Annotated in this window: 3 protein-coding genes and 1 pseudogene; 2 read left to right on the forward strand and 2 right to left on the reverse strand. The window is 65.8% G+C overall.

Annotated features, from left to right (window positions below; all coding sequences use genetic code 11):
• Nucleotides 1–155: 155 nt before the first annotated feature.
• Together AC1DY2_RS05780 and AC1DY2_RS05785 are read right to left on the reverse strand one after the other, a co-directional pair.
• A complete protein-coding gene (locus AC1DY2_RS05780; protein ID WP_476761553.1) occupies nucleotides 156–4,313 on the reverse strand; it encodes a class I SAM-dependent DNA methyltransferase in 4,158 nt (1,385 codons plus the stop codon).
• Nucleotides 4,314–4,838: 525 nt separating this feature from the next.
• The gene (locus AC1DY2_RS05785; protein ID WP_476761554.1) at nucleotides 4,839–7,766 is read right to left on the reverse strand and encodes a helicase-related protein; all 2,928 of its coding nucleotides are present in this window, start codon (nucleotides 7,764–7,766) and stop codon (nucleotides 4,839–4,841) included.
• Between the two features lie 308 nt (nucleotides 7,767–8,074).
• Here AC1DY2_RS05785 and AC1DY2_RS05790 point away from each other — a divergent pair, with 308 nt between their 5' ends.
• Nucleotides 8,075–12,754, forward strand: a complete 4,680-nt coding sequence (locus AC1DY2_RS05790; protein ID WP_476761555.1) for a DEAD/DEAH box helicase — start codon at nucleotides 8,075–8,077, stop codon at nucleotides 12,752–12,754.
• A pseudogene (locus AC1DY2_RS05795) lies at nucleotides 12,751–14,265 on the forward strand (hypothetical protein); the annotation flags it as partial. The gene AC1DY2_RS05790 and the pseudogene AC1DY2_RS05795, both read left to right, overlap by 4 nt.

Consider the following 14,265-nt stretch of genomic DNA (forward strand, 5'->3'; position numbering starts at 1 on the left):
GACGTACGGCCCACGGAAGATCCCGTCGTCGGGATCGTCGAGGAACGACGTGAGCGCAGCCCGGGCTTCGACGTCGGCGAGCGCGAACGTCGTCGTGAGGTAGCCGAGCAGGCTCCGGCGGATCTGCTCGGCCTCGATCGACGGCAGCAGCTCGCTCACGAGCGCTCCTGCAGGATGCGCTCGAAGTGCGCGTACGCCTGACGCATGTCGGCCTCGCGATCTAGCGTGACGAACGGGAGTTCGTAGGTGTAGGTGATGCCGGAACCCGGATGCACCGCCTGACGCTCTTCCTCGGTGATCTCGTCGCCGTTCCGGCGCCACGCGCTCACCACGGCGTTCGGTACAAGGCGACCGTTCGCATCATAGAAATGCAGACTGCGGTCATATCCGTACAGCACGGGAAACTGCGTGCGATAAATCGTGCAAAGCTCGTCGATCGTGAGCCCAAGCGACAACGCTACGAGGGCGTCGATCTCGACTTGTGCTTGACGGCGATCCCAGTCCTTCCGGAGGGGGACCGCCTTCGACCACTCCTGAGCCGGACCCTCAAGCGGCGCGAACGCATCGTTTGCGCCACGTGACCAGTGGTCGGACAGAAACGCTTCGTTCCAGCTGCTGCTCCACAGCTCGCTGTATGCGCTCGTGAGGCAAACGAGCCGCAGATACCGATGCGCTAGAAGGGCATCTACTCCGGTGTCACTCGTGATCGCTAGTCGTTCGACCGTTGCAAACGGAATCTCCGCCTTAGCTGCGGCGCGGACCATGAAGTCCAATACCAGCGAAGAAAGATGAGAACCGATCTTGGCAAGTCCCGTCCCGCCGTTCCGCCGATCGGCGATGCTGTAGACGGGGTGTACGTGTGACGTCCCCCTTGGAATTACGGACGAGATCAGAGTTCGCTGGCCCGTGTTCGAAGCCATTCGCCGCCATGCGATGCGATAGTGGTCGCGGGCTGGCTCGCGCGCCCCTCCCCAGTGGGTGTAGGCGGCGTCGTAGCGGGCCCGATCGGTCGCAGGCTTGTAGGCGGTTATCGGCAGGGCGTCTGCTGGCAGTGCCTCAAGATCGACGGGCGACCAGTCCTTGTTGCTCGACATGGTTTGGTTGGGTGACTTGTAGAACGGGTTGCCGACGAAGAGGTGCGGTCCCTGCAAGATCGCTTCGTCCCACGATTCGACTCGTCCCCACGAGACGTCGAAGTAACCCTTGGTGCGGTCGTTCTTCTCGTGCCAGCCCGACGAGAATTCGAGACCGAGGTCGCCAATGCGCCGACTCTTCGAGAGCTTCGCCAGCACGTCGGCCGCCGCACGATTGACGGCGTACACCATCCGCGATTGGGCGATCGGCGTGGCCTTGTCTTCCAAGACAGCATGCCAAGTGCTGAGCGTCTCGTTGCCCACCATCGTGATGCGGTTGCGGTGTGGGCGGAGGTCCCACTTGCCGTCTCGGTCCTTGAGCCCGGGCTCCTCGCCGGTGCCGTCGTGCGCGAGTGATCGTTCGACCGTCTCGGGGTGGTAGAGCGACGTCGCCATCACGAACCGCACGTCGTGTTGCGCACCATATATGTGCACCCCGTACGTCACGAGGTTGTGGATCTCGAACAACGAGAGCTCGTTCACGAATTGCCAATGCCGCCTCAACCGGGAGTAGGCGCCAGCGCGAAGAATCCCGGCCTTCTCCTCCGTGAAGTGACTCTCGGGGTGGATGAGTCCCACGATGCCGACCTCACTGGAATGCCGCCACGTCTGCTCCATGAAGCAGCGGTAGAGATCCGGCTGGAGCCCGGCCAGATGTGGATAGTTCTGCACCGCTCCGACGAACGACGCGGTCGAAGCGACATCCGCTGTCCCATCGACGAGCAAGTCTCTTACGCTTTCGACCTCGAGCGTTTCTATGCGCTTCTTCGCGACCATCGCCTGCGTCGGCTTGATCGCGAGCTGCCACCACGGGTCGCCCTCGGCAAGCAGCGCATCGACGTCAGATCGCGGTCGGACCCACGGCGGGTTCCCGACCTGCAGGTCGAATCCGCCGTCGCGGAATACCGTGGCGAAGTCGAGCTCCCAGTGGAAGAAACCGTGCTGTTGCGCGAGCCGCTCCGTCGCCCGCAGCCACGGATGATCCCGCAGCACGTCCCTCGCGGATCGTGCGTTGGCCAGCGCGAGGTTGACCTCCTCAGCGTCGCCGAGTTCACGCCATGTAGTCGGAACGCCGAGCGCGGTGCCGCTGTACGCGCGCTTGCCGGATCCGGTGCTCTCGATATGCTCACCCAGGACTCCGGTCATGCCGTCGATCCACTGGTCGAGCGTCGGCGGCGTGGCGCCCTTGGTGAGGCTGTCGGTCAGCGGCCAGAACCACAGTGCGTTCCAGGCGTCCATGACCCGACGAAGCCGCTGGAACGCTCCCTCCGGGTCGCCGAGCTTCCGTTCGATCTCCTCACGTGCGACCTGGGCCGGCCCGTCGGGTCGCTCGATTTCTGCACGACCCCACAGCGGTATCTCGCGGCGAGCCTCCTGTTCGGCGATCTGCAGCCGACGCAGGGCGAACTGCCAGAGGGTCTCGACGCGGTGGGTGAGGTTGATGAGCCGGTCGAGCTGCTTCTTCGTCGGCTTCAGGAGGATGCTCTTGCGCCAGGCCCGAAGGGCTGCCAGGGCCTCGGGTGCGAGCTCCTTGGCCTCCTTGGCGTCGACCGCCGAGCCCCAGCCGTCCGCCGGCAGGAGGAAGTGGTGCACGGCTCCGGCGGTCCCCTGTGCGACCCGGCCCAGATCGAGATTCTCTGCGAGGTCTTCGACCGAGACGTTTCGCGGCGCGAGCTTCAACCAGCTCTTGTCCATGACCTGACCTGATGAGTACACGGCGCGCCGTGCTCCGATCAGCGAGTTGCCGCGCTTCAAGTGAAGCCCGAACCACGGCGCCTGCAACCCTGCCACCATCGTGTCGAGCCAGAGCGAGATCTCCGCGAGCTCGACCGCAGTCGCATTGAGGTCGACGCCGTACACCTGGTGCAGGGCGAGGTAGGCCTTGACCTTCTGCAGCTCCTTCGGGCGCTCCTCGGGGTCGACCCGTTCGCCCAGCTCGCGCTCGCGACGGGAGAGGTACTGCTCTGCGAGCTGGCGCACGGCCTCGATCGCGAATGCGCCGGACCCGAGCGCCGGCTCGCAGATCGTCAGGTCGAGGATCTCCTCGGCGGTCGTCGTGTGYCCGTCCTGGTCGAGCAGTTCCTCGAGCGCCTGGCTCACGACGAAGCGGGTGAGCACCTCGGGCGTGTAGTACGACGCCGACTGCTGCCGCTCGCGACCCGCGAGGCGGAATACGAAGCTGCCGCGCTCGTGCAGCACGGCCTTCTTCTGGCCGGTGATCGGGTCTTCGGTCTGCACGAAGTCCTTCGGCGAGATGCCCGAGGAGCGCTCGATCGGCACGACCCACGAGCCCTTCGATGCGTCGCCGTCCTTCGCGACCTCGTAGAGATCGGTCGTCGCGAAGAAGCCCGTGTACGACATGAGACCCTCATACACGGCGCCGAGCTGGTTGATGCCGAGATCCGAGTAGCTGATGAAGCCGCGGTCGCGGCCCTTCTGCTCCTTACTGAGCAGCAGGTACGCGAGCACTTTCTGCATGGCCTCGTCGCCGAGGCCGACCTCGTCGATGTGCGCGGTCGCGGCGGGGAGGAACAGATCGGCCTTCAGACTGTTGAACGTCAGGCCTTCGGGCACGTCCGCGGCCGCGGCATCCGTCGCCTGCTCGGGTCGATGGCCGCGATCGACCAGGCGGAACAGCACGGCGAGCGAGTCGAAGAAGTGTGTGCGGTCCGCGGCATCCGCCGACAGCTCGACCAGCACCAGTTCGCGGAGACGGTCGAGGCTGTAGCCCTCCTCGTACTCGCTCGCCCCGATCGGCAGCACCTCGAGCTCGGGCGACGCCTCGGCATAGAGGAGGAAGAGGATGCGGTAGAGGTACCGGAGCGCCTGCTTCGCGAGCGGCTGCGCCTCCTCGGCAGGAAGCGGAGCAAGGCCGCGCGCGGCGCGGCGACGCACGACCTCGTTCGCGATGATCTCGATGGAGGCGCGCACACCCTCGCGAAGGTCCTTCGACACACCCACGGTGTGCTTCACCGACTCGTCGAACACCGACTCCCACCACACAGTGCCTTCGGCGTCGGGCAGGAGCGACTCGGCCGTGATGCACGCGACCGCGCGGTCGAGTTCGCCGCCCTTCTTCTGATCGTTGCGGTCGACGACGAGCTGCAGGTTGACGGCGAGCCACCGACCCTCGGGCCAGCGTTCGCGGTCGGTGAGCAGCAGCCAGCGGCCGGCGATCACCAGGGCGAACGTCGGCCCGTCGTCGCCGGCGAACAGGCGCGTCAGAACGCGCGACGCCGAGCGGACCTCGGTCGACTCGTCGTCGGCGGGAACGTAGGGCTCCGCCAGGGTGTCGACGTCCTTCTGCAGCAGGTCTTCGACCTCGGCCACGTGCACGGCGTCGATCACGACGAGCTTGGCCGGCTCGTCGAGCTCGCGCTGTCGCACGAACGCGACCGGGCCGCGCTGCTCGACCTCATACAGTCCGCGGTCGAACCCGAGGCCGCGCTTCAGCGCTGTGCTCAGGCCGGCACGTACGTCGTCGGCCGATCCGTCCTCTTCGAGGTCGGCGAACGCACGGACCAGGTCGGGACGCACGGCGAGGAACGCGGCACGAGCCGATGCGTGGCCTGCGTCGTCGTCGGCATCCCAGCCCTTGCGGCGCTGCACCACGCGCGCCTGGAACGACTGCTTCGCGGCATCCGTATTGAAGTAGTGCTCGCTGATCCAGCCCTCGCCGACGATGAAGGCGTCCGACGCCATCGCCTACCCCTCTTCCTTCGGCACGACGAGCAGCAGCGGCCGCACCAGTCGACGGTTCGGCTTCATCGACTCGGCGATGGTCTGCTCCTCTTCCACGGTGATGCGACGCTGTCGCAGGTCGCCCCGCTGCACGAGCGCCTCGGCTTCGTCTTCCCACTGCCGCGCACGCTGCGACCAGCGGTCGACGTTCGCCTCGACCTCGGCGGCCGACGCCTGCGCGAGCTCGGCGACCATCGCGTCGGCGTGCCGCACGGCCGGGCGGATCAGCGCCTGCAGGGCGTCGAGCCCCTCGACCGGGCCGGGATTCGCCTGCGCCCCGAGCAGACCGAGGTGCTCGAGCGCGTCGCGGGCGTTCGCGTGCGGCTCGACGAAGACAAAGCTCGGGTCTGTGGCATCCGGGATCGCGGCCGTCAGGAACGATGCCGCCACGACGTGGCCGCGACGGTTCGTCAGGGTGCCGATGAGCAGCACTGACGGGTAGTCGACCTCGCCGCGCACGACGAAGACGTCGTTGCGGCCGAGCTTCGCGAGGGTGCGGTCGCTCGCCCACTCGAGCACCGGATGCAGCGGGCCGAGGTAGTGAGCCTCGGGCCACAACGAACGACTCGACTGGTCGTCGATCGCGCTCTGCAGCACGCTCTTCGCGAGGGTCTCGGTGATCGCCAGCTTCAGATGCTCTGAGACCTTCTGGTCGCGCAGATAGCTCTGCGGGAGCACGCCGAGACGCTGTGCGAGATCGCGCGGCGGGCTGAACTCGACGAGCCCGTGCCCCGGGTGCCGACGCCAGTTCACGCCGCCGCCCACGGCGCCGGGCGGCGCCGCGGGGGTGGTGAAGACCTCGTCGAGCGCGGCGTTCAGGTACGACTCGTCGTCGGCGAACAGGCCGGATGCGCCCGCCGCGGCGGTGATGCCGAACGCACTCGGCTGCTCCGCGGCATCCGTCGCGGTTTCATTGCCCGCTGCATCCTGACCCGCGGCGTCGAGCAGCAACGCGAGCCACGGATCGTCCTCGTCGGCCACGAGGTCGTCGATGCCGGGGACGATCGTCTCGACGTCGGCGCCCTTCGCGAGCGCCTTCGCGATCGCGTCCTCCTCGGCGGCGACGTCGTACTTGCCCATGAGGGATGCCACGTCGCCGAGCGCCTCGTGCGCCTCCTGCTCGCGCTCCATCAGACGCGTGAGCACCTTGACGTCGCCCGCGAACCGGTCGTTGCTCGGCGTCAGCAGGATCGTTGTGATCTGCGGCTCGTGTCGCTGACCGTAACGGTCGACGCGGCCGTTCCGCTGCTCAATGCGGATCAGGCTCCACGGGATGTCGAAGTGGATCAGCTCGTGGCACTGCGAGTGCAGGTTCACGCCCTCGGAGGCCACGTCGCCGGTGACCAACACACGGATCGGCGACGACGACTGCTTGAACGACTCGACGATGCGCTGCTGGTCCTGGTCGTTCAAGCCGCCGTGGAGCACCTCGATCTGTTCGGCGCGCAGCTTCAGATCCTTCTGCAGCTTCGCGCGGAGCCACTTCAGCGTCGGCACCCGCTCGGAGAAGACGACGGCGCGCTCAACGCCGTTCGGCCCGACGCCGATCTCGCGGAAGTATTCGACCAGCCGGTCGTACTTGGCCGACCCGGTCTGCTCGGCCTCATGGGCGAGGGCGCCGAGGCGCTCGAGGGCGTCCCGTTCGACGGCCTGTGCGCCCGCGGCATCCGCCCCCAGACGACGGATGCGCTCGCCCACTGTTTCGCGGAGCGCCGCCGGGGACGACAGAAACGCCTTCGCGAGCGTCCACGGGAACAAGCCCTTGTTGTCGCCGGAGTACGGGCTCGAACCGGATGCGGGATAGAGCCAGGAATCCGCGAGTTCGTCGGCTATCGCGTCCTCGACCTCGTTCGACGGGACCGCGAAGTGCTGCAGCTCCTTGCGCTCCGCCCAGTCGCTGCCGACCTCTTCGGCGACCTCGGGGCTGTGCCGGTGGCGGCGGATGACGAGCCTGCGGAGTTCGTCGCGGTCGATGTCGCCGTCGGGGGAGACGGCCGTCGGTTCGAGCAGTCGGATCAGCTCGGCGAACGACTCCTTCTTGCCGTTGTGCGGGGTCGCACTCGCGAGGATCAGCGCCTCGGTGTTGCGGGCGAGTAGCCGGGCGAGCGCGTTGTTCTGCGTCTGCCCAGTGATGTTGTGCGACTCGTCGATCACGACGGCATCCCACTTGTGCTTCCGAAGGTGGGCTCGGTACTTATCCTGCTTCAGCGTGTCGATCGAGATGATGGCCCGCTTGTACAAACTGAACGGGTTGCGCGTCGCCGGGAGCTTCTGCCGCACCCGCTGAATGCCGACCGAGTCGAGCCGCACGAAAGGCAGCGCGAAGCGGGTCCACATCTCGTACTGCATCTGCTCGAGCACGTGCTTCGGCGTGACGATGAGGATGCGCTCGCCTCGCCCGCGACGCACGAGCTCGGAGAGGATCATGCCGATCTCGATCGTCTTGCCGAGGCCGACCGCGTCTGCGATCAGGAGACGCGGTCGGAGGTTCTGCGGGTCGAGCGCGYGGCGTACGGCGACCTGCTGGTAGCCGAGCGGGTCAGAGAGCATGCGGGGGCTCACCGTGAGGCCGGGCTCGTTGAGCGGGATGGGTGTCTTGCGGAGGGTCGCCTCGAGCCAGAGCTTGGCCTGCCGGTAGCCCGGAGAGTCGTCGGCCTTCAGGCGCGCCTCGGCGGGGTCGAGCACGCGGATGTCATCGAGGTGCTCGTAGAACGATGCGGTCGTGTCGCGGACGAGATCCGAGAGACCCTGCACGCGGACGAGCAAGCCGTCTTGCGTCTGGGTGGCTGCCGTCACCATCCACTCGGCGTCGCGCACCACGACGACGGATCCGGGCGCGACGTTGAGTTCGGGCCGTTCAATCGTGGCCGCCGATGCGTAGGGACTCGGCACCTGAGGGTTCCTCTCGATCCGCGGAAACCGGACCGCGGCCCCGCCGGGTTCATGGTATCGACGCAACAGCGCCGCGTCGGCACATCGGCTGCCATGTCCCCTGTGTTGGGGGTACATCGGCGGGGTAGGGCTTTCCCGAACGGTCGGCCCTTCCTGAGAGGATGCCAGTACAGGGCATCCGAGGGCGGATGTCAGTGCATGTCTGTAACGTCACTCAGCTGACCAGTCAGAGCTCGTACGGTCGGCCCTCTCCCAGCCGTCCGGCGTGGATCGAGGCCCTACCGAGCCCTACATCGGAAGGCAATGCAATGGACTGGAACAGCGCGGACGGCCGGCTGCGCGACTACGTGCAAGAGCGGCAGGCGATCGCCCTGCGGACGTACGAAGTCAATCCGGATCTCCTCGAAGAGCACGTCAACCAGGAAGACAGCTTCCGGGCAGGTGGATACGGCGAGCGGCAGATCAGCGAGCTCCTGCAGAACGCGGTCGACGCGCTCACCGCGTCAGGCGCAGCAGGCACGGTGGAGTTCCGCATCGCGGACGGCAACCTCTACTGTGCGAACGAGGGCAACCCGTTCAGCGAGGGCGGTATCCGCGCCGTCTGTCATGCGTTCCTCAGCCCGAAGCGCGATGAGGAGAGCATCGGAAGGTTCGGGCTTGGATTCAAATCAGTGCTGGGTGTCTCGAACCACCCGCAGATCTTCAGCCGCACGGTGAGCTTCGAGTTCAATGCTCCCGAGACCGCGGAGATGTTCGCCGGGATGTCAGCGCCGGACGGTCGGCTGCCGCTCATGCGGGTCCCGAGCCTGATCGATGTCGACACGGAACGTGCCGGCGATCCGCACCTCGCCGAACTCATGACGTGGGCGTCGACGATCGTGAGGCTCCCGCTCATGCGGGACGGTGCGCGTCTGCGCGACGAACTCAAGGCGTTCAAGACCCAATCGCTGCTGTTCATGAAGTCGGTTTCCCAGCTGAGCGTCGTGCTTTCTGGCAAGGGCGGTGCTCCGGTGCCCGCATCGCACCGACGTGAGGGGGACCTCAAGTCTGGCGAGGTCACGCTGACCGGCCCGGAGAATGGGCCTACCGCGTGGCTGTACGCCGAGCGCGAGTACCAGCCGAGCGACGAAATTCTTCAGACGCTGACGGCGACGATGGCGCGACGCACCATGACCGTGTCGTACGCAGTGCCGAAGAATGGCCAGACCGATCTCGGCGAACTCTGGGCGTGGTTCCCGTTGCGCGACAAGACGACAGCCCGCGGCATCTTCAATGCGCCATGGCAGGTCAACGACGACCRAACGACGCTCCTCGCGACGAGCGCGCTGAATGGCGAGATGCTGGATGTCTGCGCCGAGCTCTTCCTCGACGTCGTGATCGGATCAGCGCACGCGGACGATCCGGCGGCGCACCTCGATCTGTTCCCTTCACGTGCGAACGAGTTCCGCAGCCTGGCGGACCGCCTTCTCACTGTCCGAATCCCCGCGTTGGCTCGAGAGAGGGCGATCATCCCTGATCGAAACGGCGTCCTTCGTACTCGCGACCATTTCCAGCGTGTACCCGCCCTTGGAGTGCCGTATATCCCGGTTGAGGTGATGCAATCCTGGCAGGCAACCGTCAAGCGCGACACGATTCCCCACTGGTCGGCGTTCACGTCACGTAAGGAGCGCATTTCAAGGCTCCGCACACTCCTCCGAGACGCGGAGAAGGTTTCGGCGGCCTGCGAGACGACCGCCGCCGAATGGCTCGAGGAGCTCGCATCGGCGAGGACCGAGATCGCGATCGCCACCGCGCTCCGCGCCTACACGACCATGCGAAATGCCGGATTCACGGAGCAGCAGATAGGTTCGGCCCGCATCGTCCCGGTTGAGGGTGGCAACTGGGAGCGAGTGTCCGCAAACCGCAGCGTGTTGATCCCCCGCGACGGAGGTCCGACGCCGGAAGGCGTGCCACTCGTCGACAAGCATTTCGCGGTGGGTGAGGTGCAGCGATTGCTCGAAGGCCTGGGCTTCGCCGCCGTCTCGACGGATCAGACGGCATCCGCGCTTGCAGCGCGAGCCTCGAGGTCATGGGGCGAAGACCAGTGGTCGAAGCTCTGGACCGCTTTGCTCCACGCCTCTCCGCAAACGGCCTCGACGTCGCTTCGCAACGTCATTGATCGCGGGCTGGATGTCATGGTGCAGACCAAGTCGGGGCCCTGGCGCCCGGCTCGCGAAACCTTCGTTTCGGAGTCGATAGCACCGGGGCTTGCGACCCGGCACGCCGGCGAGCTGCACGGAGGGCGCCACGATCTACTTCTCGCCGCTGGAGCCCTCACGGAAGCCGATCCGGATTGGCAGCCCTGGCGCGAAGCCGTATACGCGAAGTACCGTGACGAACAGATGCAGTACATCGCTCGCGAGCTGCGCAACGCCGGGCACACGTCTCGCAGCATTGGTATTCCTGACCTCGTTTCCGCTGGACCGCTGCAGATCCTCCTCGAACTCGAGGGCGACGAAGGTGCCCGTGCTAGCTGGACGAAGTCGCTGCTGAAAGTGATGCCCGCGCGAACTGCCACAATCCAGGTCCGTCTCTCGAGCTCGAAGCACGATGCAGAGATGCCCATTGAGTCGCCCGACTGGTGGGCTATTCGCAGGTACGGGCTCGTCGTCACTTCGACCGGCTTCACGTCGGTGGACGAGGCTGTTGGAAACGGTCTCAGAGAGTTCGCAGCCTTCCTTCCCGTTGTGGATCCCGAGGCGGGCGCCCACCTCAGCCTTGCCCGCACGCTCGACCAAGTGCCGGATCGCGTGATCCAGGCGGCTCTCGCCCGGGAGGGACAGTCCGTGCAGACCGCCGACACCGTCACAAAGATCGTGGCGGAAGCGGCGCGTCGCAAGACTATGCGTGCCCCTGAGGAAATCCCGGCAGTGTCGAATGGAAAGGTCGTGCTGCAACGGCCGGCCGATGTGGTCCTCGCGAAGACCGTCGAGGACCAGCGAGTGCTCGATGAGCACGGTGTCGCCTACCTCGATGCGACCGTTGAGGGCGCAGAAAACATAACGGCGTGGGGACTCCGCTCGAGTGACGAGGCGCTGGCTCGTTCCTATGAGATTCGGGACGGCGGCGACGAAATGCCGCTCACCGACCGGTTCCCCAGCCTTCCGAAACACTGCACCGTGCCGCTCAGCAAGGTCCGCATCCGCACCAGTCCGGCGATTCTCCGCAAGACGACGACACCTGCAGGTACAGCCGAGCAGCGGCTCATGAGCCACAGATACGACGAGCTCGTGATCCTCGATGACTCCCTCGATGATCAGGGCAGACTCGAGGAACTGTCGAAACAGCTCGGGCTGGGATTGTCGCGCGCCGACATCGCCGCGGTGCTTGAGCAAGACGACCGCATGCGACGCAATGAGCTCATTGCAAGAGCCAAAGCCGCGGGTTCCGTGCCGGAGAAACTACTACTGCTGTTCGGTCCCGCGACCCTGAAGCAGGCCCTTCCGCAGGGCCTTCTCGAAGCCGTCCAACAGAAGGACGGGAAGCGTTCGGACCTGGAAGTCTCAGACCTCTACTGGCGAGTGCGGGGAAACGACGCCCTCTGGTATCTGCGCGACGAACTCAAAGAACTCAAGCTGCCCGTCCCGTCGAACTGGGCCGGGTCGGATCAAGCGCAAGCCTTCGTCGCCAGCCTCGGATTCCCGACGGGCTACGCCGGTACGAAAGAGATGAAGCGTCCGGCACTCCAACAGGTACTGGGACGCGTCGACCTCTCACCATTGCACGATTTCCAGGAGCGACTCGCGGGGGACATCCGAGAGCACGTCCTGCAGAAGGGGCCCGACGGCGAAAGCCAGCGGGGGCTCCTCTACCTCCCGACGGGCGCCGGCAAGACCCGAGTGACCGTCGAAGCGATCGTGCGAATGCTGGCCAGCGACGAATTGTCGGGACCCGTGCTGTGGATCGCGCAATCGCAGGAGCTCTGCGAGCAGGCGATCCAGACGTGGACCGATGTCTGGCGCGCGATCGGTGACGAGCGGGTGCTCGACCTGAATCGGTTCTGGGGCGACTACGAACTCGACGAATCCCGGGAAGAGCTCCAGGTCGTCATCGCCACCGACGCGAAGCTGCACTCGCGCATCAGCCAGGATGAACGCGCCTACCCGTGGCTCGCACAGGCTTCGTTGGTGATCATCGACGAGGCACACCGCGCAGGCACACTGACGTACACGTCGATCCTGCGATGGCTCGGCATCGTCGCAGCGCGCGGCCAGGGGACCGCACGCACGGCGCGGCCGTTGCTCGGACTGACGGCGACTCCGTTCCGAGGGCGCAACGCCGAACTCAATCGACTCTTCGCTGAGCGATTCGGCAACAAGAAACTCGAATCGTTGGATCCCGACGATCCGATCGGGCAGCTCCGGCGAGCGGACGTGTTGGCAGACGTCGATCATTACGTCCTCGACGGCACGTTCGTATCCGCCTCAGCTGCGGATCTCGTGGGCTTCCAGCAGATGAAGGACGTCACGAAGAGCATGCTCGACCAGATCGGACAGGACATCGACCGGACCAAGACACTCGTCGCAGACATCCTCAAACATGATCGGTCGTGGCCGATTCTCGTTTTCTCCGCATCCGTTGCATCTGCTCACACCATCGCGGCACTGCTCACCCTAGAGGGCACGTCAGCGGCCGCGGTCGACGGGACGATGCGACCGCAGGAACGGCGCCGAGTCATCGAGGACTTCCGGTCGGGCACGACCCAGGTCTTGGTGAACTGCGATCTTCTGACGCAGGGCTTCGATGCCCCCGAAGTGCGCGCCTTGTACATCGCGCGCCCGACGTTCAGCCCCAACCGCTACCACCAGATGATCGGACGCGGGCTCCGCGGACCGAAGAACGGCGGCAAAGAGCGCTGCTTGATCGTCAACGTGGCMGATACGTTCGAGGAGTTCGGCGAAGAGCTCGCATTCACCGAGTTCAACTACCTGTGGGAGAAGTCAGCATGAGCACCGACGATGTGCGTAACGAGTTCGTCGATCAGTTGAGGAGCGTGTGGCTCGGCCCGATCGGCGGGCCCGAGGAGGTGTTGCCGCGGAACCCCGTCTACGCCTATTTGGTGGGTACGCTTTACCCGGTCGAGCTGGGCTCCACGGATGCTGCGCCGACGGTGCTCGACGAGGACATCGAGGCAGGCGTCCTCCACGGAGAAACCGGAGAAGGCACTGGTCTGCTCGACGACGAGATCGATGTCAGCGGCGAGACAGACGAGGACGCTGACCCTGGGCTGAGCCTCGTGGGCGCCTTCGGGTGGGCTCCGCAGTCGATGGGGCTGTCCTTCATCCACGATGGAAGCGGAATCGTCGCTGCTGTAGACGCCGGCGTTTACGCGCAGGACGAGTCTTCGGCAGATGGGGACTCCGAGGACGACGGCGACCGGCGAGAGTCTTGGCGGCGACGGGATGTCTCGGAAGCCGCCATCCGCGTTCCGTCGACCCCATCCGGGCATCTGGAAATCCTCGGTGGCCGGGCGAGACTCGCCTGGAGGACGCGTGCCGTCGGCGACAAGCATTTGACGACACTTGCGGTCTCCAATGCCGAGGACGTCGCGGCCGGTAAGGCGAAGTCCGATCCGACGAAATGCCTCTTCCAGGTCAGGCTGCGATGTGACATCGAGGGAGGTCGGCTGCACCCGTACCCGACGAGCAATCCTGTCACGTCCTCGTCAGAGGATCGAGAACTCGAGCTCCGCTACCGTTCCAAGGCGACCTACGCGATCGGGCACGGCACCGCGGTCGTGTGGGATGACTCTGATCAGCCGGGGTTCGCGATGACCGAGAGCATCCCGCGCCAAGAGGTCCCCGCGGTACGCGCTCGCAGCAGTGACCTCCGCGCCCTCGAACTCGCCTGGCTCGCCGATGAGTCGGTCAGCGCCTCGGAGCTCGGCCGTGGTCTTCGTGAGTTCGTCGCAGGGTACGAGCAGTGGATCGAGGCTCGAGAACGGGAAGCCGGGACACTCGCCTCCCGATTCGCCATCCCCGCCGCGGACATCCTCCGCCGGATCCGCATGGCCCACGATCGCATCGAGGATGGGATCCAGCTGTTGGAATCCGGCGGAAACGTCCTGACCGCATTCCGTCTGGCAAACCGAGCGATGCGGACCCAGATGGTGCAGCAGCAGTGGACAAGAGATCACGCCGGTGAGTTCGGTGTGCCCCTTCAGGCGGCCCCCGAGCCCAAGCCCGATGAAGAGCCGACGTGGTATCCGTTCCAGCTCGGATTCATCCTGCTCTCGGTCGCATCGACGACCGACGTGGATCACGCAGAGCGCGAACTCGTCGATCTCATCTGGTTCCCGACCGGCGGTGGAAAGACCGAGGCGTATCTGGGTCTGGCGGCCATCGAGATGATCCGACGCCGACTCGACCGCGGTGTCCATGGCGGCGGAACCGCTGTGCTGACGCGCTACACGATGCGTCTCCTGACAGCGCAACAATTCCAGCGCGCCGCGACACTGATC

Source organism: Agromyces sp. P1_H4, from assembly GCF_056405255.1.